The organism is Komagataeibacter sp. FNDCR2, assembly GCF_021295395.1.
Classification (GTDB): domain Bacteria; phylum Pseudomonadota; class Alphaproteobacteria; order Acetobacterales; family Acetobacteraceae; genus Komagataeibacter.
Genome location: NZ_JAIWOU010000001.1, coordinates 2,224,179 through 2,244,621, shown reverse-complemented (window position 1 = coordinate 2,244,621; position 20,443 = coordinate 2,224,179). Strand labels below are relative to the sequence as shown.

The window sequence follows — 20,443 nt, the reverse complement described above, 5'->3', positions numbered from 1 at the left end:
CACGCATTTATTGCCCCGCCGCCGCCGTGTCCATAAGCCAGATGAGTTCACCCTCGGTGGTGATATGGCTGGCAGGTTCCGTCGGGTCGCCCGCGCGCACCTTCGCGAACGCGGCGCGCTTGCCCGCCCCGGCCAGCATGAACACCACATGGCGGCTGGAATGGATGGCGGGGTAGGTCAGGGTCAGGCGCGTATGCGGCGCATCGTCGGGCACGCAGGTCGAGACCCACAGCCTGCGTTCCTCCAGCACCGGCTGGCGCGGGAAGAGCGAGGCGGTATGCCCGTTATCGCCCAGGCCCAGCATCACCACGTCAAACAGCGGCCGCCCGGCTTCCAGCGTGGTACCACCATAGACCTTTTCCAGTTCCGCCTGGTAGCGGGCCGCCGCCTGCGCCGGGTCGCCCGAGGTGGGCATGGGATGCACATTCTGCGCCGGCACCGGCACATGGGCCAGCATCTCGGTCTCGACCATGTGGTAGTTGCTGGCCGCATCGCCCGGCGGCACGAAGCGTTCATCGCCAAAAAAGAACTGCGTGCGCGCCCACGGGAAGCGGTCGCGATAGTCGGCCGAGGCCAGAATCTGGTACAGCCGCTTGGGCGTGGAGCCCCCCGACAGCGCCAGCACGAACGGGCCGTCCTGTTTGGCCAGCGCCTGTCCGGTCAGCCATTTCGCCATGTGCTGCGCGATGGCTTCCCCATCCGGCAGGACCACCATCGCCCCCGTCTTCACGTCATGTCCGCCTGTCATGTCATGCATCTCCCAGCACGTATTTCTCGATCCCGTTGGCGAACCCTTCCTCCTCGCACGATGTCGAGACATGGGTCGCCTGTGCCTGCACCTCCGCGCTGGCCTGCCCCATGGCGATGGACATGCCGCTCTTGCGGAACATCAGCACGTCATTGGGCTGGTCGCCCAGCGTGACCATCTGCGCGGCGGGGATGCCCAGCAGGCGTTCGAGCGTCATCACCACGCCGCCCTTGTTCGCGTCGCGGTTGGTCACATCCACGTAATAGGGCTGCGACAGGGCGGCGGAGGCCGTATCGCCCAGCGCCTGCTGGAGGTCATGCTCAAGGCGCTTCATCAGCGCAAGGTCGTCGCTCACCCCGGTAATCTTGACCACCTGGTCCAGCTTTTCGTCCACCTTCCCCACCACGGGCGGGAATTTCACGGTCCACTGTTCGCGCGCGACATGCGGGGCCTCGCTGTTCGAGACGATCCAGTCATTGCCGTTATAGACCCACGGGTCCGCCTTGTGGTCGCGGATGATACCGATGACCCGGCGCGCCGTATCGGCGGGCAGGGTCCGCGCCTCGATCACGGTAAAGTCGGGCCTGACCATCATGCCGCCATTGAAGCCTGCGATCGGCTCGGAAATTTCAAGCGGGTCGATGACCATCTTCATGCCCTTGGGCGGGCGGCCGCTGGTGATGGTGAACAGGATACCGCGCTCACGCAGGCGCGCCACGGCGCGGATCGCGCGCGGGGTCAGGATCTTGTCTTTCGTGACCAGGGTGCCATCCACATCCGCCAGTACAAGCCTGATCTGGCTGGCGGATGGTTTAGCTGCGTCCTGAGGCATGTTCACTCGTCTCCCTTGTGTGCCGCGCGATCATGCGCGGGACAGTACAAAACTTTCCATTGCATGCGCCCATCCGTCCTGTGTGTTGGGTCTTGTCACGTAACGGGCCTGGGCCTTCACATTCTGTGGTGCATTGCCCATGGCTATACTGACACCGGCTTCCTTCAGCATGGGAATGTCGTTGTTCATATCCCCTATGCAGGCCGTCTCATGGATGCTGACATCCAGCAGGCGCGCCAGCTCTTTCGCCGCATAGCCCTTGTTCGCGCGGGGATGCGTAATATCCAGATAGATGGGCGAGGAGCGATGCACACTGGCCTCCCCCCCCAGCAGGGCCGCCAGTTCACGCTCCACCACCGGCAGGTGCGCGCTATCGGACGAGACGCCCATGATCTTGCCGACATCGTGGTAATGCCCGGCAAAATCCGCCACCTGCACCGGCGTGGTCTGCACCACCTCGCGTTCATGATGGACCTGTGGCGTATCCATCTGCCGCACCAGCCAGTCATGGCCGATGAACAGCCAGGGCTCGACATTGTTGGCGATCAGGAATTCCACCGCCCTGTGCACGGCATCGGGGGCGAGTGACAGCCGTTCGCGTATCGTGCCGTCGGCATCACAGATCAGCCCGCCATTCAGCCCCGCGATGGGGGTGCTGATGCGCAGCGCCCGGACATACTGCATCATCCCGCGCGGCGCGCGGCTGCTGACAAGGCTCAGCCGGATCCCGGCGCGTTCCAGGTCATCGGCGGCCCGGTGGGCGGCCGGTGTGATCACGCGCTCGGGGGTGATGAGGGTGCCGTCGATGTCGGACACGACCAGACGCACGTCGCCTGGGGGGGAAACGGACGGGGACATATGATTATCCAATTTTCAGCCAGTGCCGGTGGTCACGCGCCAGCAGGGCGTCGGCGGCCTTCGGCCCTTCGCTGCCCGCGGTGTAGAGGGCGAGCGTCTGGCTGTCCTGCCCCCAGTCCAGAACCGGCTGCACGGCCCGCCATCCGGCCTCGATATTGTCCGCGCGCTGGAACAGCGTCGCATCCCCGATCATGCAGTCATAGATCAGGGTTTCATATCCGGTGCTGGGGCCTTCGCTGAACCATTCGGCGTAATCGAACTTCATGCGCACGCCGCCAAGCCGCACGGCGGGGCCGGGGATCTTGGCCGAGAACTGCATGGTCACCCCTTCGGTGGGCTGGATGTGCATGACCATGATGTTGGGGGCGAGACGGTCCACCGGCGTATCACGGAACAGCGCGTAGGGCGCCGACTTGAAGTGAATCGCGATTTCGGTCTTGCGTGCGGCCAGCCGCTTGCCCGTGCGCACGTAGAACGGCACGCCAGCCCAGCGCCAGTTGTCGATCTGGAACTTCATGGCCACGTAGGTCTCGGTCAGGGAATGGGGATCAACGCCCGGTTCCTCCCGGTACCCCGGCACCGCCACGTCGCCCACTGTGCCCGCGGCGTACTGCCCGCGCACCACGTCATCGGGTGACAGGGTGTGAATGGCGTCCAGCACCTTCGTCTTTTCATTGCGCACGGCGTCGGCATCGAAGGAAATGGGGGCTTCCATCGCCGTCATGGCCAGAAGCTGCATGACGTGATTGGGCACCATGTCGCGCACGGCGCCCGTGCCTTCGTAGAATTTGGCGCGCTGTTCCACGCCCACCGTCTCGGCGGCGGTGATCTGGACGTGGTCTATGTTCTGGCGGTTCCACAACGGCTCGAAAAACCCGTTGGAAAAACGCAGGGCGAGGATGTTCTGGACCGTCTCCTTGCCCAGATAATGGTCGATCCGGTAAATCTGCTGTTCCGTCAGCGTGTTCAGCAACCGGGTATTGAGCGCTATGGCCGAAGGCAGGTCATGGCCGAAGGGCTTTTCCACGATCACCCGGCGGAAGGAATTGCGTCCCTCGCGCACAAGGCCGGCCTCGCCCAGCCGGTCCACGATGGGGCCGAAGAAACGGGCGGCCACGGCGAGGTAGAAAATGCAGTTCCGCTCCCCCACGATGCCGGAAATGTCCTGATAGGTCTGCCCGGTCTCGAAATCGCCGCGCACGTAGCGGATACGCGGCGCGAGCCAGTCCCATATGTCCGTGCGCAGGGCCACGGCCTCGGCCCCGCGACGGGCGACGAAATTTTCCAGCGCCACATACATGCTCTGGCGCAACTGCGCATCGGTCAGGTCCGCACGGTCAACGGCAACGACATTGAAGCCATCATCCAGCAGTCCGGCGCAGGCAAGGTTGTAGATGGCGGGAAGCAGGAGGCGATGCGTCAGATCCCCGCCCCCGCCAAAAATGACAAACGATCCCGGCGGGCAGCGCCGGGGCGCGCTTTCATGGCCGGCATCCCCTACCTGCGATACTGCCGAGGCGATAATATTTTCCATGTCTGCTACTGTTCCTGAACTGTTTTTCGCCTGTATTCCCCCTCCGGCTGTTCCGCGCGCAGTCATTCATGTGCTGTCTTTTTTGGAAGCAGCCGGAGGCGGAAAAACTAGCACCCGGGCGACCCAGTCAGTTACCGACCGGGTGTCGGGTCAGTTATTCGTGCCTTCGATATGACCGCCAAAGCCGAATCGCATGGCCGACAGCATCTTCTCGGCATAGTTGTTGCCCGTGCGCGAACGGAAGCGCGTGAACAGCGACGCGGTAATGACGGGCACCGGCACCGCTTCCTCGATCGCGGCCTCGATGGTCCAGCGGCCCTCGCCGGAATCGGCCACGTCGCCCTTGTAGTTGGACAGGTCGGGGTTGCCCGCCAGCGCGCTGGCCGAAAGGTCGAGCAGCCACGAGGAGACCACGCTGCCACGGCGCCAGACCTCGGCAATGTCGGCCATGTTCAGGTCGAAACGCTGGTCTTCGGGCAGTTCGGTCGAGTTCTTGGACTTCATCACGTCGAACCCTTCGGCGAAGGCCTGCATGATGCCGTATTCGATGCCGTTATGGACCATCTTCACGAAGTGGCCGGAACCGGCGGGACCGCAATGCAGGTAGCCCTGTTCGGCGCGCGGGTCGAATTCCGGCTTGTCACGGCCCGGCGTGCGCGGAATGTCACCCACCCCCGGCGCGAGCGCGGACAGGATGGGGTCGATGTAATCGGTCGCTTCCTTGGTGCCGCCGTACATCATGCAGTAGCCGCGTTCCAGCCCCCACACCCCGCCGGACGTGCCGACATCGATGTAGTCAATGCCCTTTTTCACCAGTTCGGCGGCGCGGCGGATATCGTCCTTGTAAAAGGAATTGCCACCGTCAATCACGATATCACCACGGCCCATCAGCGTGCCGAGTTCCTGCACCGCCTGTTCCGTCACCTCGCCCGCGGGCAGCATGAGCCAGATGATCTTGCGGCCGGACAGCTTGCCGACCATGTCCTTCAGCCCGGTGGCCGCCGTGGCCCGGCCACCTTCGGCCTGTTCGCACACTTTCGCGGTAACGGCGGAATCGCGATCATAGGCCACCACGTCATGACCATGGCGGGTGAGGCGGATTGAAATGTTGCCGCCCATCTTGCCAAGACCAACAATACCGATTTGCATAATCAAACACTCCTGAAGATGGGATAGGGCTGTATCCCTATCGCCTTCATGGCCATTTCCCAATGACCGCTATCAAGAAACCCGCCTTTTCGTGAGAAAAGGCGGGTCCGGAACCGCGGATCAGACCGCGCGGGCGATATCCTGCCCCAGTTTTTCAAGACCTGATTTCAGGTCCCCGTGGATGTGGACACGCAGCACACGGCGGCCGCGTTCGGCCAGTACCTCCATGTCGCCACGCGCCTGGGCTTCCTTCACGATGCCAAAGGTATATTTCTCACCCGGCACCGGCAGGTTCACCTCATCATCGCAGGTGATCTGCAGGAAGACGCCCGTGTTGGGGCCGCCCTTGTACGCCTGCCCGGTCGAATGCTGGAAGCGCGGGCCGAATTCGGCGGCCGTGGCGACCTTCAGCGCATCACGCACGTCCAGCCGGACCTTCTGGATCCATTCGCGCGTTGCCGTGTCACGGTCGATATAGGCCAGCAGCGCCACGTAATCACCCGCCCCGGCGCGGGCGAAATGCGCCTTGAGGATCGCTTCCGCCGTCTGGCCCGCACCCAGCGCCTGCGCGTTTTTGGGGTCGGCGTAGAAGGCGAAGGGCGCGTCCTTGGCGAACGGCTCGTACGGCGGCAGCCTGCCGGTTTCGTTATAGGCGTTGGTGATCTTCTTGGTCTCGATCTTCGAGGCCTCGACATCGGGCTGGTTGAAGGCGTTGATGCCGATGATCGAACCGGCCACCGCCGTGGCGAACTCCCAGCGGAAAAACTCTTCCAGCACCTGGCGGCGCTCATGCAGTTCAATGGTCACGACCGGCTCGCCCGCCTCGGCCAGGGCGGCGAAGGCCGCGTCCTGACGGGGGCAGGGATCCTCGGCCAGGCGCAGATAGGCGAAGACGCGGTCCTTGCCATACACATCGGGCTTGCCGATCGTCTCGTCATCGATGGGGATCAGGCCCTTGCCGTCCTTGCCCGTCGATTCCGCCAGCAACTGCTCCAGCCACGCCCCCATGTCGTAAATGCCGGGGGAGGCGATGATGGTCACCTTGTCGCGACCGAAATCACGCGCGGCGACACCCAGCACACTGCCCAGCACCACGCCGGGATTCTGCACGGGCGGGACCGAGGCGGCGCAGGACTTTTCCCCACGCTGCGCGGATTCGAGCAGCAGCTTCAGCGGCAGGCCCGCCACGGCGGCGGGCACCAGCCCGAAATCGGACAGCACGGAATACCGGCCACCGATCTGCTTTTCACCGTAGAAAATTTTCCAGAACCCGTCCTTCTTCGCCACGTCTTCCATGTGGGAGCCGGGGTCGGTCACGGTGATGAAGTGGGATCCCACCTTGTCACCCAGCACCTTTTTCGCCTGGTCGAAGAAATAGGCCTTGAGGATGTTCGGCTCCAGCGTGCCGCCCGACTTGGACGAGACGATGAACAGGGTCTTGGAAATATCGATCCTGTCCTGGAACGCACGCACCTGCTGCGGGTCCGTGCTGTCCAGCACATGGAGGTGCGGGAAGCCTTCATGCCTGCCGAATGTCTGGGCCAACACTTCCGGGCCGAGGCTGGATCCGCCCATGCCCAGCAAAAGCGCATGCTGGAAGCCGCGCGCCTTCACCTCGGCCTGGAATTCCTCGAACTTCGACAGGGCGGCGATCTGGTCATCGGTAATGTCCAGCCATTTCAGCCAGCTTGCCTCGTCCTTGCCGGTCCATAGGGTGGCGTCGTGCTGCCACAGGCGGCGGACCTTGCCTGCCTTGCGCCATTCCTCCTGCTCCGCCTTGACCGCCCTGTCCAGATCGGCGGGCAGACTGAGGGCGGTGGACGTGACCTTCCTGCCAAGGAACGCCGCCTGCTTGGCCGCGACGGACCCCAGCAGGTCGTCAAACGCATCGGCGAAGGATGCAACGCCCTCATCCACCAGCGTTTTCGTCACACCGGCCAGGTCAAGGCCAAGACGCTCGGCTTCCGCCAGCACCTTGCGCGCGCCGGGCAGGTCCTGCGTCAGGGTCTCGGCCACCTTGCCATGGTCGCGGAAGGCGTCGAAGGTGGCGGGGGGGATGGTGTTGACCGTCTCGGGGCCGATCAGCCCATCCACGTACAGCACGTCGCTGAAGGACTTGTCCTTCGTGCCGGTGCTGGCCCAGAGCAGGCGCTGCGGCATGGCCCCGGCATCGGCCAGTTTTTTCCACCGCGCGCTGGCGGTGACGTTTTTCCAGTATTCATACGCCATCTTGGCGTTGGCGATGGCCACCTTGCCACGCAGGGCCTTGAGGGTGGGCGTCTCCTTGTCCCCGGCGGCGACGCGACCGTCGATTTCCTTGTCGATCTTCACGTCGATGCGACTGACGAAGAAGGAGGCGACGCTGGCGATGCCCGCGACACTTTCGCCACGGCCCAGACGGTCCTCCAGCCCGGCGATGTAGGCTTCCAGCACCTTTTTATACGCATCGAACGAGAACAGCAGGGTGACGTTGATGCTCAGCCCGTCACCAATGGCGGCGCGGATGGCGGGCACGCCTTCGTCCGTGCCGGGAATCTTGATCATGAGGTTGCGGGCATCGACCGCCTTCCACAGGCGGCGGGCCTCGGTCAGCGTGCCGCTGGTGTCACGCGCCAGATAGGGCGAGACCTCGAGGCTGACATAGCCGTCCACGCCTTTCGTCTGTTCATAGACGGGATACAGCACCTTCGCGGCGGCGCGGATATCGTCAATGGCCAGCAGTTCGTACAGCGTACCGGCATCGACAATCCGGTGTTCCAGCACGGAGCGGATCTGCGCATCGTAATCCGTGCCCTGCCCCATGGCTTTCTGGAAGATGGCGGGGTTGGAGGTCACCCCCTTCAGGCCGTCCTCATCCACCAGTTTTTTCAGGCTGCCATTTTCGGTATAGGACCGCTGGATAAAATCCAGCCAGGGGGACTGGCCGTAGCGGGCCAGTTCCTTCAACGGGTTTTCTTCACCAGATTCACGCGCATTCATGGCTGTCGCACTCATGGCTGTGCTTCCTTTGCTTCCCGGCGGCGCGGGCTGTCCACGCCGCCTGACATTCCCCGGAACCCGAACAGGCAGGACCGAAAGCCCTGCCTGCCCCGATCCCCTTTTTTATTTTCCGGCCTGCCTGCGGGCGGCGGCCACCACGGCCTCGACCGTGAAGCCGAATTTGACTTCCAGCTTCTCCGCCGGGGCGGAGGCGCCAAAGCCGTGCATGACAATCGTCTCGCCCGCCAGGCCGGTGTAGCGGTCCCAGCCAAGCTGCGCGGCCTGTTCCACCGCCACGCGCGCACTCACATCCGGCGGCAGCACGCTGTCACGATAGGATTTGGGCTGGGCCTCGAACAGATCCCATGACGGCATGGAGACAAGCCGCACCTTGATGCCGTCCGCCTTCAGCTTTTCCGCCGCCTTGATGATAAGTCCGACTTCGCTGCCCGTTGCCATGAGGATAACATCGGGCCGCCCGTCCGTATCCGCAAGGATATAGGCCCCTTTTGCCAGACCTGTCGCTGGCGCATAGGTCTTGCGGCAGATGGTGGGCAGGTTCTGCCGGCTCAGCGCCAGCACGCTGGGGCGATCCGTAAGCTGGATCAGGGTGCGCCAGGCTTCCGCCACCTCGTTGGCGTCGGCGGGGCGCAGCACGGTCACGCCCGGCGTGGCGCGAAGCTGGGCAAGCTGCTCGATGGGCTGGTGGGTCGGGCCGTCCTCGCCCACGCCGATCGAGTCATGGGTGAAGACATAGGTCACCGGCAGCTTCATGAGCGACGAGAGGCGGATGGGCGGCTTCATGTAATCGGAGAAGATCAGGAAGCCCGAGCAGTAGGGCCGCAGCCCATACAGCGCGAGACCGTTGCTGATCGACCCCATGGCGTGTTCGCGCACGCCGAAATGCAGGTTGCGCCCGCCATAGGTGCCCCCCCACTGCGGCGGCTGGAAGTCGCCCGCGCCGTCGAAAGTCAGGTGCGTCTTGGTCGAAGGCGACAGATCGGCCGAGCCGCCGATCATCCACGGGTAATTCTTCGCGATGACATTGAGCACCTTGCCCGAACTCGCGCGTGAGGCCACACCCTTGGCGTCCGCGTCGAATACGGGAATATCCGCGTCCCAGCCTTCGGGCAGGGTGCCCGCGAAGATATGGTCGAGTTGCTTCGCCTCATCGGGGAATTTGGCGCGGTAGGCGGCGAACAGCTCGTTCCACGCCTTGCTGGCGGCGGCGCCGCGCGGGGCCAGTCCCTGCTGGAAGTGTTCGGGCACGCCGTCGGGAACGTAGAAGCTCTTGTCTTCCGGCCAGCCGTAGAATTTCTTGGTCTCGCGGATTTCCTCCACCCCCAGCGGGGAGCCATGGGCCTCCGCCGTGCCGGCAAGGTGCGGCGCACCCCAGCCGATGATGGAGTGCACGATGATCAGCGTCGGGCGGGAGGTCTCGGCCTTCGCCTCGGCCAGCAGGCGGCGGAAATCCCCGGTATCGTTGGCGTCCTTGAGTTCAAGGACATGCCAGCCATAGGCCTCGAAGCGTTTGTGCACGCTCTCGGTAAAGGCGATCCTGGTCGAGCCTTCGATGGAGATCTGGTTGCTGTCATAGATCCACGTCAGGTTGCCCAGCTTCAGGTGCCCCGCGATGGACGCGGCCTCGCTGGAGATCCCCTCCATGTTGTCGCCATCACCGCACAGCGTATAGATGTGATGGTCGAACAGGCTGAACCCGGGGCGGTTGTAGCGTTCGGCCAGCCACTTCTCGGCAATGGCCATGCCCACCGAATTGCCGCAGCCCTGACCCAGCGGGCCGGTAGTGGTCTCGACCCCGGCGGTGTGATGGTATTCCGGGTGGCCGGGGGTGAGCGAGTCAAGCTGACGGAACTGTTCGAGATCCTCCAGCGTCAGCGCCGGGCGGTTCGCCGGGGGGTTGCCGGGGCGCACATCACGGATACCGGCAAGGTAGATCAGCGAGTACAGCAGCATGGATGCGTGCCCGATGGAAAGCACGAAACGGTCGCGGTTGGGCCATAGCGGGTCGGCCGGATCGTAGTTCAGCACATCGCGCCACAGCGTATAGGCCACGGGGGCAAGCGCCATGGCGGTACCCGGATGGCCCGAATTCGCTTTCTGCACCGCATCCATGGATAGCGTGCGGATGGTGTTGATGCACAGCGTATCGATATTGGTGGGCATGCTGCCGCCTCCTTCTGGCGCCATCGGGGGAGATGTAAACAGGGAACGCATGAAAACCGGCCTCCTTACAGCCATGGTTATGTCCAGCCCCGATCAGGCCAGAGACATGGGCCAGACAACCTTATCTTCTTTTTCTTTCCATACCGCCCGTACGCGCCTGCCCTGCGGGCGGGGCAGAACGGGGTCGCAAGGTCAAAAGGCTTTGTCAGCACGCACCTTCTCACGACCTTGGGGACGGAACAAGCCATCTCATCAAGCCGTTACCAGCGCCATCCGCCGGGCGGCCCCAGGCCCGGCCTGTACCCTGTACCAGCGCAGTCGTACCGGGCCGGTTGCAGGGTGATGCGCCGATGGCCCGGAATTTGACACAACCCTGCCCCATCCCTCTCCTGTCGGATTACGACACGCAAGGTCACGGAGCTCGTGCATGCCGCTGTTACCCGCCAGCGATCACACGGATGGCACACGCTTTTTCAATCCGCCCGCCATCCGCCCCGAAACCGCGCCACCGGGGCGGATGCGGTGGCGGGCCATTGTGGAATGGCAGTGGACCCGGCCCCCATCGGACTGGCCACGATGGGTTGAGAACCCGCCCCCCACAGGCGACCCCCATGCCATGCCGGTACACAATACCGTGCAGATCACCTTTATCGGGCACAGCACGTTCCTGATCCGCCTGCCCCGGCCCGATGGCACGGTGCTGAGCATCCTGACCGACCCGATCTTCTCGCAACGCTGCTCGCCCTTACCGTTCATGGGGCCGAAACGGGTGCGGGCGCCGGGGCGGGCGCTGGCCGACCTGCCGCCGGTTGATATCGTGCTGATTTCCCACGCCCATTACGACCATATGGACCTGCCCACGCTCCGCGCGCTGGCGCGGCGGGGCGATGACCCGCTGGTGGTCGTCCCGCTGGAAAACGCCCGATTCCTGCGTCGGACCGGGCTGCGCCGCATCATGGAGCTGGACTGGTGGCAGACCGTCGGCACGGACGGGTTGCGGGTGACCTGCACCCCGGCCCGCCATGGGGCCGCCCGCACGCCCTTTGACCGCAACACGAGCCTGTGGGGCGGGTTCATGCTGCGCGACGCGGCGGGCCACCAGCTTTTCTTCGCTGGTGATACGGCCCATGGCCGCCACTGGTCCCTGATCCGCGCGCGGCTGGGCGCGCCGGACATCGCACTGCTGCCCATCGGGGCCTATGCGCCGCGCGCGCTCATGGCCAGCGTGCACACCACGCCGGAGGAAGCCCTGACCGGCCTGCGCGAACTGGGCGCGCGGCAGGGAATTGGCATGCATTTCGGCACGTTCCGCCTGACGGACGAACCGATGGACGAACCTGTCCAGCGCCTGCGCGCCGCCGTGCGCGCGGCGGGGCTTGCGGCACGGACCATGGATGTGATGGCGCATGGGGAATGTCGCGACATGCCATGGCCACCCGCGGACGACCCGGGATTGCCCGATGTTCTTTTCAGCCGAACCGTCTTATGATGCGACCGCTCCCGCAGGGGCAGGCCCCCATTTTGCGTAAACCGACCAGCTAGGCAGGCATATGACCAACACAACCGCCAGCGGCGACCCGGCCGCAGCCCCCGAATCCTTCAGCAACGCGGAAATCGAGGCCCTGTTCCTGTCCGCCGCGCGCGATGGGCAGACCGACCTTGTGACCGAATTCGTAAAAGCGGGCCTCGATCCCGACATCCGTAACGACAAGGGCCATACCGCGCTGATCCTCGCGGCCTATAACGGCCATGCCGAAACCGTGCGCGCCCTGCTGGCCGCCGGGGCGAAGCCGGACCTGCGCGATGAAAAGGGATCGACCGCGCTGGCCGGTGTCGCCTTCAAGGGGGACCTGCCATGCGCGCGTATCCTGCTCGAACATGGCGCGGGCATTGACGTGCCCAACCATATCGGCCGCACGCCGCTGATTTTCGCGGCGATGTTCAACCGCGACCCCATGGTCACCTTCCTGCTGGAACGCGGGGCTGATCCCGACCTGTGTGATGGCGAGGGAATCAGCGCGCGCATCTTCGCCACACGCCAGGGCAATACCGCCCTGCTGGCCGCGATGGAGCATACGAAAGCCTCCGTACAGGGCTGAACACGCGCCCGTCCTTCCCCCCGATCCCTCTCGCGCCGCCCGTGCCATATGGCGGGCGGCGCGCCTTCGTTCATACCCCGATCAATCTGGAATTTTCCCTGATGAGCCGTTTCTGGAGCCCTGTCGTCCACCACCTGACCCCGTATGTGCCGGGGGAACAGCCCAGACTGGCCAACCTGATCAAGCTCAACACCAATGAATGCCCGTACGGCCCCTCACCCAGGGCGCTCGACGCCATCCGGGCCGCGACGGACGATACGCTGCGCCTCTATCCCGACCCCACGGCCCATGCGCTGTGCGCCGCCATCGCGCACGCGCATGACGTGCCCGCCGACCATGTCTTCGTCGGCAATGGCTCGGATGAAGTGCTGGCCCATGCCTTCCAGGGGCTGCTCAACCACGAGGCCCCCCTGCTGTTCCCCGACATCAGCTACAGCTTCTACCCGGTCTATTGCGGGCTGTACGGCATCCGGCACGAGACGGTGGCGCTGGACGAGGGCATGCGCATCGACATTGCCGCCTACCGCAGGCCGTGTGGCGGCATCATCATCCCCAACCCCAACGCCCCGACCGGCATGGCGCTGCCGCTGTCTGAAATCCGTACCCTGCTTGCCGACCACCCGGACGCGGTCGTGGTGATTGACGAGGCCTATGTCGATTTCGGCGCGGAAACGGCGGTTGCGCTGGTCGCCCGGCATCCCAACCTGCTGGTGGTGCGCACCCTGTCCAAATCCAGCGCGCTGGCGGGGCTGCGGGTGGGCTACGCCATTGGCCAGCCCGACCTGATCGCGGCGCTGACCCGCGTGAAGGACAGCTTCAACTCCTATCCGCTGGACCGGCTGGCGCAGGCCGGGGCCATTGCCGCGATCGAGGATCGGGAATGGCTTGCAAACACCCGCGCGAAGATCATAAACTCACGCGACAGGCTGACAGACAGCCTGGGGAAGATGGGGTTCGTGGTTCTGCCCTCACAGGCGAATTTCGTATTTGCCCGGCATCCGGACCATGACGGCGCATATCTGGCATCCGCCCTGCGGGAACGGGCCATCATCGTGCGTCATTTCCGGACCCCGCGCATCGCGCAATGGCTACGGATCACCATTGGCACGGACGCCGAATGTCAGGCCCTGGTAACGGGGCTGGCCGAAGTGCTTGCGCAGGACGGGGGCTGACACCGCCCCCGGTTCATCACATACCACGCCCGTCCACTCCGCCCTGACCGGCGGGCACGGGTTCAGTACGTGCCGCACGTCTTTCCACCACACGGTTAATTGGCAACTCATTTCCTGGACCCGAGGTCCACAGGATACCTATCATGCGCGCATTCCACGGACAGATGTCCGACAACCAGCCGATCCGCCGCTCGCTTGCTGAAAAGCAGAAGCAGCTACGCGACCTGCGCGAAACGCTGGCGACCATGAAATCGCATACATCCCCCGCCCTGCGCGAAAGCGTGCAAAAACGCATCCGCCAGCTTGAAAGCGAAATCACCGCCGCCCCCGCCCTGAAAGCCGACGGGAAGCGTCGCCCCCCCTCGGGCAGCGCCGGCACGACCGGCACCGGGCAGCCGCGTACGCCACGCAGGCGGCCCGAACGCGGGATCTGAAAAAAACGAAAGGCCGGGTGCTGGTGCAGCCCCGGCCTTTTTTCATGCGACCCGCATGGGCCGCACGGCGCGAAGGCGGCGCTTCCCGAACTGGCTTTTCAAACAGCCTGCCAAAGAAAAAGGCCCGCTGAAACAGCGGGCCTTTTGCAGATTCGGACGGAAGCGAAAGGACCATCAGTGGCCGACGGTCAGTTCCTCGGCAATGTCGCCACGCAGCGCGGCTTCGTCCAGATGGCGGCGGGCTTCGGGCGAGATGGTCAGCACCAGGGTCATGAGGGCGGACGCCACATACAGGCCCGAGAAGATCCAGATGATCCCTTCAATCCCGTGCCATGATTCAAACCATGTCACGATCGCCGGACCAACCCATGTGCTGGCGCCAGCCCCCAGCCCGAGGGCGGACAGCGCGGCGGCCTTTTCCTTGGGGCAGATCTGCGGCACGAGACCCGACAGCGGCACGAAAGCGGCGATCGTCGCGCCATACACCGCGCCCATGATGGCCGCGATGGTGAAGTTGCCGGGGAACATCATCGGCACGTAATAGAACATCGGCACGGTAAGGGCCGCGCCCACACCGCCGCCAATCGCCACCACGGCCCGATGGCCAAGCCGGTCCGCCGTCATGCCCGATACGAGGTTGACCAGGATGTTCGCCAGGAAAATGATCGACAGGAGCTGGAGCCACTGCGACAGCGAGAACCCGATCACCTTGGTAAAGAACGCCGGCATGATCACGAGGAACGCATATTCCGACGAGGTGTTGATGGTGCGCACCAGCATGGCGATCAACGTCTTGGGTTCACGCCACAGGATGCTGATGGAGCTGAAGAAGATCGTACCGACAGGCGTGCCGGGACGGGCAAGGCGCTTCGTGCCGGTCGGCTCATGCGTCATCAGCAGCGCAAGCAGCCCGCCGAACATGACCAGCCCCAGCGAGGACCAGAACGTGGCCATCTCGCCTATCACCGGAATGGCGAAGCTGGCGAACAGCGAACCCAGCGTGGGCAGGCCGCCGGAAAAGGCGAACCAGAACCACCCCGCCGCCGAGCCGAGCTGGCGCGGCGGTGTCGCCGCCGCGATCCAGACCAGAAAGCCGTAGGTGAACAGCGGGTAGCCGAAACCACGCATGGTGTAGGCGGCCAGCATGATCGGGTAGCTGTTGACCGCCACGCCGAAGGTCAGGAACATCACCTCGAACAGCGCCCAGATGCCAAGCCCGATCCACATGACCCGCTTGGGCCCCCACAGATCCGACAAGGGCCCCGACGCCCATGAGGACAGGGAAACGGTCACACCGTAAATGGTGAACAAAAGCGCGGTATCCCGCGATGAAACGCCATGCCCCTCAAGGTAGGGGGCCAGATAGCCAGCCTCGACCCCGTCACCGATCATGAAGAACAGCAGCCCCACAAACCCCCAGAACAGGGGGGCGGGAATGCCCAGCCGGTCAGCAAAGGACGTTGATTCGGACAGATTGTCTGTCTGTTTCAAGGGGAGATTCTCCTCTTTCACAGGCAGCCGACACGAAGACGAGGGGCTCCACCTCATTGCGGAGCGTCGATGCAGGCTGCGTCCGCCTGATCCGGTTAGCCGGAAACACCAGTGCGGAACCTCAGTTTCACAAGTTCGGGCGTGCAGTCACCCGGACCGGTTACAGCAGAGGGGCCGGACGGCGCGGGCATCCGCGCCAGAACGCCAGCGCAACATGCTGGCGGGCCTGTTTTTCCCCATACGCGTTACCGGCAGACGCCATCAATCCAGCAGGAAAACGCGCCACATGGCACGCATTGCAATAACAACCTGATGAAAAAACACAAAATCGTACCGAAAAATGGGCACGATCATGTGATCTCTCACGCTGGAAAGACCATAAATCAGTCAGATATACGAAATCGTTGCAGTTCCGAACGATTTCACAGTGACCCGATAGTTTCCAACCTCCGCGAAAACACAAAAAATATATTCAGTGGGAGCAATCTATACTAAAAAAGTCCCAAGAATGTAAGAGAATTCTCGAATTTTCGCCACGATTCCGATTTTCCCCTTATTATATCAATATATTCCGAAGCCTGTTTCAGCGCGGCACGGGGCGGGGCCGATCCATCTTTCCCAACCGGCGGGTTCCTGCCATAGTCACGCCAGGCCCCCGCCAGTACGGCGGGCGCCCTGCACCCCATACCGGGATATGGACAAACGGAACGGTCACGGTGAACATCAAGCTGCCTTCACGCCTTGCCGCATTGCCGGTCGCGTTACTGCTCTGCGCTTCCCTGCTGCCCTGCCCCCCCGCCCACGGCCAGAGTCTGGTCGTGCAGAAGGTGCAGCGCGCGCTGGGGGTGCTGCGCCTCAAGCCCAACCTGGCCAGCCAGGCCTGCCTCGACAAACTCGAAGACCTGCACAAGATGGAAAAATTCATCGATGAGGCGGGCGAGAACGCGCATAACCCCAACCTGTCGCTGGCGCATGACGTCATGACATCCGACTATGAGGACGCAACCGAATCCTGCGTGCCGGATGCGGCCAAGGTATGCGAAGCACCCGGCAGCCTTGCCAGCCCGAACCAGAAAAAGCTGTGTGACGCGCTGGACGCGGTCATGTCCATCGATGGCGGTGATGAGGGGGAGGAAGCCATTTCCGCCCCGCAGGGCACATCAGGCGACTGACAGGCCCCTGCGCGCCCCGTTCAGGGCAGTTGCGCCAGAAGATGCAGCCCTTCTGCATTGCCCAGCACGGCTGATTTTTCCGCACGGTCGAGTTCACGCACCGCCGTGGCCAGATCCGGGGCCTCGCGCACCTTCAGCAGGCCGACCAGAAGGGCGGGGTTGATCGGATCCCCCCGGTGGCGGGGCGGCGGCAGCAGGATTTCATGCACCCTGAGCAGTTCGGCGCGCGCGCGCAGCGCGGCAATGGCTTCGGGCACCGGCTGGCCCGCCATGCGGCCCATATAGGTCACGGCTTCCTTCAGCACGGGGGGCGGGGCTGTTTCCTCGGGTATCAACAGAAGGTGGGCACGCCGGAACGCCTGCCCCACCGCCGTACTGCCGGTCAGCGCCGTCAGGGGAATGGCGCAGACCAGGCCGAGCGTTACCGGCAGCATCCACAAGAACAGCGGGAGCGAGACGCTCCATGCCGCCGCGGCCAGTGCCATGCCCATAAGGGTATGCACCATGTACAGCCGCACATTATGCATGATCTGGAGGCTGCCCGCGTCGCGCCGCTGCGCGTTCCAGCCCGAATCGCGCCCCATCAGGATGGAAATGACGCCCCCGGTCTGGATCAGCATGGCGATCGGGGCCATCAGCCCGCCCACGACCGTTTCCACCATGATGGAGGCGGCGGCGGCGATGGCCCCGCCACATCCCCGCCGCAGCGGGCCATCGATCAGCAGCAGGATGTACGCCAGTATCTTGGGGGCCAGCAGCACCACCATGGTACCCAGGAACATGTATTCCGCCTGTACCGGATCCACATGGGGCCAGTGGGGGTAGAGCAGCTTGGTGTCGCCAAAATATTCGGGTTTGTAGAAGCGGGTTTGCAGGGACACCACGATCCCGACCAGCAGGAAGATCAGCCACAGCGGCGCGGTGACGTAGGAGCCGATGCCCATGAGCATGTGCATGCGGCTGACCCAGTGCAGGCCGTTGGCGGAAATCACCTTCGCATGCTGCAGGTTGCCCTGGCACCAGCGCCGGTCACGGATGGCGATATCGGTCAGTGACGGGGGGCTTTCCTCATACGATCCGCTCAGGGCAGGCACCATGTGGATGGCCCAGCCCCCCCGGCGCATAAGGGCGGCCTCCACGAAGTCATGGCTCATGATCGCGCCACCGAACGGCTTGCGGCCGGGCAGGTGGGGCAGTCCCGCCTGTTCGGCAAACGCCTTGGTGCGGATGATGGCGTTATGCCCCCAGTAATTGCCTTCCGACCCATGCCACCAGGCAATGCCGTGGGCGATCAGGGGACCATAGACGCGGCCCGCGAACTGCTGCATGCGCGCGAACAGGGTCGATCCGTTCACAATGACCGGCAGGGACTGGATCAGCCCCACGCCGGGGTTGCGCTCCATGGCCGCCGTCAGCCGCACGATCACGTCGCCCGCCATGACGCTGTCGGCATCAAGCGTGATCATCTGCTGGTAGGCCGCGCCGTAGGCACGCACCCATTGGGCGATATTGCCCGCCTTGCGGTCGGTATTGACCGCGCGGCGGCGATAGAACAGCCGCCCGCCCCAGCCCGTCGCGCGGCACAGGGCCATGTACGCGGCCTCTTCGGCTACCCATATGTCCGGGTCGGTCGTATCGGACAGGATGAACACATCGAACGCGCGTTCCTGCAACGTGGCGGTCAGGCTGTCGATGGTGGCGCGCAGCCCGGCCATGACCCGGCCCGGATCCTCGTTATAGGTGGGCATCAGCAGCGCCGTGCGGCTGGACAGGCGCGGCAGCGGCCCGGTGCGCGTAATGCCCAGCCCCAGCCCGCCATGCGCCAGCATCGACCCGAACCCCGCGATGGCGGAGGTAAAGGCCAGCGCGATCCACAAAAACAGCACGACAAACAGCACCAGCATGACCATGCCGGCCACGGAACGCTGCACGGCGTTGAACACAAGGTCCATTTCGTACCCGGCAAGCCCGGTCATGGCCACCGCGCCGCCAATGACCAAAAGGCGCCGCAGCCCGATCAGGCGCCACTGGGTGGGCATGACCGGCCCGCGCCCATGCAGGTCCGGCGCATCGGCCAGCGGATGGACAGGCATGTCCAGCGGCGCCGGGGGCGGCAGGGCGGACCAGCCTTGCGGCAGCAGGGTGGACGGGCCGCGCGTGGGCGGCCCCGATGATGTCAGGCCGCCTACGGCGTCCATCGATAGACCCATTCTTCCGATACGGGGCCGTTATCATCGGCCAGCACGCAGTTCAGTTCCGCCACCTTGGCATCACCCGGGGCGAATTCGAACGTGCTGCGCCAGCCATGGATGGCGGGTACCGGCTCGACCACCACATTGCGGATTTCACCCGCCGAAGTCCGGCATTGCAGGTGGAAATGCGGCTTGTCCGGCAGGTTCTGGAATGGCGCGCCCACGAAGTCGAGGTCAAAGAACCGGGTATGCGAATCATCCGTCGATTCCCCCACGCGCGTGGCGGCCACGCGGGCGAGCTTCGTGGGCCACGGCGTGTCCCAGCCCCAGTACATGCGATAGGTGAAGATATATTCGCGCCCCTGGTCCAGCGGCTGCTGGGGGCGCCAGAAGGAGACGATATTGTCGTTCACCTCGTTGGGTGTGGGAATTTCCACCAGATCGACCGCGCCCATGCCCCAGTCCCCGATCGGTTCGATCCAGAGCGAGGGACGCTTTTCATAATTCAGGGCCACATCCTCGAAATCGGCAAAGGAGCGCTTGCGCTGCATGAGACCGAAGCCATGCGGCCTGACATCGCTGAAGGCCGAGAACTGCAGGTCACGCGGGTTGCGCAGCGGCCGCCACAACTGCTGGCCGCTGCCTGTCCACATCGAAAGTCCCTCGCTGTCATGGGCGGCGGGCCGCCAGTCATCGACGCGGGTGCGGTCGTTGGCATCGAAATAGAACATGCCCGTCAGCGGCGCGATGCCGGATTCCGCAATGGCCTTGCGCGGGTAGAGATAGGACTGGACATCGAACACCGTGGTCTCGCCCGGCCGGATGGTAAAGCGGAACGCCCCGGCAAGGGAGGGACTGTCAAGCAGCGCATGCACCACGACGCTATCCACCCCCGCCTTGGGCTTTTCCAGCCAGAAGGCGCGGAACAGGGCGAACTCCTCCCCCGCCGGATCCCCCGTGCCATTCGCGAAGCCGCGTGCCGACAGGCCGTAATTCTGCCCCTTCGCCACGGCGCGGAAATAGGATGCGCCCAGGAAGACGCAGAATTCCTCCATGACACCGGGTGTATTGATCGGCGCGCGCAGGCGCAGGCCCGCAAAGCCGATATCATCATTCACCCGCAGGGCGGGATCTCCGTAGTCGAACATGTCCGGGCTGAAGGTAATGGGGCGCGACTGCCCATCAATGACTTCATGCATGTCGATGCGGGGCGCGTACAGATAGCCGCGCGGAAAGAACTCGACATCGAAACCCAGATTCTCCCCATGCCACAATGCCTGTTCCGAGCGGAAGGACATGGAGTTGTACTGATCGAAATTCAGGTTGCGCAGGGCGGAGGGCAGGGTCTGCGACGGGGCCTGATAGGCCTGCTGCGAAAGCTGGTGCGCCAGGGTGCGTACTGTCGTGGAATCGAAATTACTGCTCTGGGTCGCCCTGGCGGGCCGTATCGCGCCCATGCCCGACAGGGCCAGGGCGGAAAGGGCGGTTCCCGCTTTCATGAAATCACGTCGTAACACTGCGCTGAACTCCGGTTCATTCTTCTTGTTCTGGCTTCCTGTTCTGGCCAGGCAGGTGCTGGTATGAGTGTGATCATCACAC

General features: G+C 64.1%; 15 protein-coding genes. 5 read left to right on the top strand and 10 right to left on the bottom strand.

Annotated features, from left to right (window positions below; genetic code table 11):
• Nucleotides 1-7 precede the first annotated feature (7 nt).
• The 7 genes from pgl to tkt form a co-directional block, all read right to left on the bottom strand.
• On the bottom strand, nt 8-757 hold the full coding sequence (gene pgl, locus LDL28_RS10615) for a 6-phosphogluconolactonase (protein ID WP_233056848.1): 750 nt from the start codon (nt 755-757) through the stop codon (nt 8-10).
• Nucleotides 750-1,580, bottom strand: a complete 831-nt coding sequence (locus tag LDL28_RS10610; protein ID WP_233058521.1) for a Cof-type HAD-IIB family hydrolase — start codon at nt 1,578-1,580, stop codon at nt 750-752. The genes pgl and LDL28_RS10610 overlap by 8 nt, the downstream gene beginning before the upstream one ends.
• Before the next feature lie 30 nt (nt 1,581-1,610).
• Entirely contained in the window at nt 1,611-2,438 is an 828-nt protein-coding gene (locus tag LDL28_RS10605; protein WP_233058520.1) for a Cof-type HAD-IIB family hydrolase, read from the bottom strand.
• Nucleotides 2,439-2,442: 4 nt separating this feature from the next.
• Nucleotides 2,443-3,972: a glucose-6-phosphate dehydrogenase gene (zwf, locus tag LDL28_RS10600; protein ID WP_233058519.1), complete on the bottom strand. Its 1,530-nt coding sequence runs from the start codon at nt 3,970-3,972 to the stop codon at nt 2,443-2,445.
• Nucleotides 3,973-4,122: 150 nt separating this feature from the next.
• Complete coding sequence (gene gnd / locus LDL28_RS10595) at nt 4,123-5,121, bottom strand: phosphogluconate dehydrogenase (NAD(+)-dependent, decarboxylating) (RefSeq protein WP_233058518.1); 999 nt, start codon at nt 5,119-5,121, stop codon at nt 4,123-4,125.
• Between the two features lie 120 nt (nt 5,122-5,241).
• Entirely contained in the window at nt 5,242-8,100 is a 2,859-nt protein-coding gene (locus LDL28_RS10590; RefSeq protein ID WP_233059270.1) for a bifunctional transaldolase/phosoglucose isomerase, read from the bottom strand.
• Between the two features lie 123 nt (nt 8,101-8,223).
• Nucleotides 8,224-10,335 carry a transketolase gene (tkt, locus tag LDL28_RS10585; protein WP_233058517.1) on the bottom strand — a complete coding sequence of 704 codons (2,112 nt, stop codon included), beginning with the start codon at nt 10,333-10,335 and terminating at the stop codon, nt 8,224-8,226.
• A 376-nt stretch (nt 10,336-10,711) separates the two neighbouring features.
• On the opposite strand from tkt, the gene LDL28_RS10580 reads away from it, so the two are divergent.
• The 4 genes from LDL28_RS10580 to LDL28_RS10565 all read left to right on the top strand — a co-directional run bounded on the left by LDL28_RS10580 (nt 10,712) and on the right by LDL28_RS10565 (nt 13,989).
• Nucleotides 10,712-11,773, top strand: coding sequence for an MBL fold metallo-hydrolase (locus LDL28_RS10580; protein ID WP_233058516.1), 1,062 nt, complete (start codon nt 10,712-10,714; stop codon nt 11,771-11,773).
• Between the two features lie 61 nt (nt 11,774-11,834).
• Entirely contained in the window at nt 11,835-12,383 is a 549-nt protein-coding gene (locus tag LDL28_RS10575; protein WP_233058515.1) for an ankyrin repeat domain-containing protein, read from the top strand.
• Between the two features lie 101 nt (nt 12,384-12,484).
• Complete coding sequence (gene hisC / locus LDL28_RS10570; RefSeq protein ID WP_233058514.1) at nt 12,485-13,555, top strand: histidinol-phosphate transaminase; 1,071 nt, start codon at nt 12,485-12,487, stop codon at nt 13,553-13,555.
• Nucleotides 13,556-13,698: 143 nt separating this feature from the next.
• Complete coding sequence (locus LDL28_RS10565) at nt 13,699-13,989, top strand: hypothetical protein (RefSeq protein ID WP_233058513.1); 291 nt, start codon at nt 13,699-13,701, stop codon at nt 13,987-13,989.
• Between the two features lie 174 nt (nt 13,990-14,163).
• Here the strand turns inward: LDL28_RS10565 and LDL28_RS10560 are convergent, their stop codons facing one another.
• A complete protein-coding gene (locus LDL28_RS10560) occupies nt 14,164-15,480 on the bottom strand; it encodes an MFS transporter (protein WP_233058512.1) in 1,317 nt (438 codons plus the stop codon).
• 716 nt (nt 15,481-16,196) lie between these two features.
• On the opposite strand from LDL28_RS10560, the gene LDL28_RS10555 reads away from it, so the two are divergent.
• On the top strand, nt 16,197-16,652 hold the full coding sequence (locus LDL28_RS10555; protein ID WP_233058511.1) for a hypothetical protein: 456 nt from the start codon (nt 16,197-16,199) through the stop codon (nt 16,650-16,652).
• A 20-nt stretch (nt 16,653-16,672) separates the two neighbouring features.
• On the opposite strand, the gene mdoH is transcribed toward LDL28_RS10555, so the two are convergent.
• The gene (gene mdoH / locus LDL28_RS10550; protein ID WP_233058510.1) at nt 16,673-18,850 is read right to left on the bottom strand and encodes a glucans biosynthesis glucosyltransferase MdoH; all 2,178 of its coding nucleotides are present in this window, start codon (nt 18,848-18,850) and stop codon (nt 16,673-16,675) included.
• Nucleotides 18,838-20,343 (bottom strand): glucan biosynthesis protein, encoded by a 1,506-nt coding sequence (locus LDL28_RS10545; RefSeq protein WP_233058509.1) that lies wholly within the window; start codon nt 20,341-20,343, stop codon nt 18,838-18,840. Before LDL28_RS10545 ends, mdoH begins: the two co-directional genes overlap by 13 nt.
• Between the last annotated feature and the right edge of the window lie 100 nt (nt 20,344-20,443).

Excerpts from the sequence above, each read along its gene's own strand:
- LDL28_RS10580 (WP_233058516.1), top strand. The coding sequence starts at position 10,712 with ATGCCGCTGTTACCCGCCAGCGATCACACGGATGGCACACGCTTTTTC.
- hisC (WP_233058514.1), top strand. The coding sequence starts at position 12,485 with ATGAGCCGTTTCTGGAGCCCTGTCGTCCACCACCTGACCCCGTATGTG.
- zwf (WP_233058519.1), bottom strand. The coding sequence starts at position 3,972 with ATGGAAAATATTATCGCCTCGGCAGTATCGCAGGTAGGGGATGCCGGC.
- pgl (WP_233056848.1), bottom strand. The coding sequence starts at position 757 with ATGCATGACATGACAGGCGGACATGACGTGAAGACGGGGGCGATGGTG.
- LDL28_RS10610 (WP_233058521.1), bottom strand. The coding sequence starts at position 1,580 with ATGCCTCAGGACGCAGCTAAACCATCCGCCAGCCAGATCAGGCTTGTA.
- LDL28_RS10605 (WP_233058520.1), bottom strand. The coding sequence starts at position 2,438 with ATGTCCCCGTCCGTTTCCCCCCCAGGCGACGTGCGTCTGGTCGTGTCC.
- gnd (WP_233058518.1), bottom strand. The coding sequence starts at position 5,121 with ATGCAAATCGGTATTGTTGGTCTTGGCAAGATGGGCGGCAACATTTCA.
- LDL28_RS10575 (WP_233058515.1), top strand. The coding sequence starts at position 11,835 with ATGACCAACACAACCGCCAGCGGCGACCCGGCCGCAGCCCCCGAATCC.
- tkt (WP_233058517.1), bottom strand. The coding sequence starts at position 10,335 with ATGCGTTCCCTGTTTACATCTCCCCCGATGGCGCCAGAAGGAGGCGGC.
- LDL28_RS10565 (WP_233058513.1), top strand. The coding sequence starts at position 13,699 with ATGCGCGCATTCCACGGACAGATGTCCGACAACCAGCCGATCCGCCGC.
- mdoH (WP_233058510.1), bottom strand. The coding sequence starts at position 18,850 with ATGGACGCCGTAGGCGGCCTGACATCATCGGGGCCGCCCACGCGCGGC.
- LDL28_RS10590 (WP_233059270.1), bottom strand. The coding sequence starts at position 8,100 with ATGAATGCGCGTGAATCTGGTGAAGAAAACCCGTTGAAGGAACTGGCC.
- LDL28_RS10545 (WP_233058509.1), bottom strand. The coding sequence starts at position 20,343 with ATGAAAGCGGGAACCGCCCTTTCCGCCCTGGCCCTGTCGGGCATGGGC.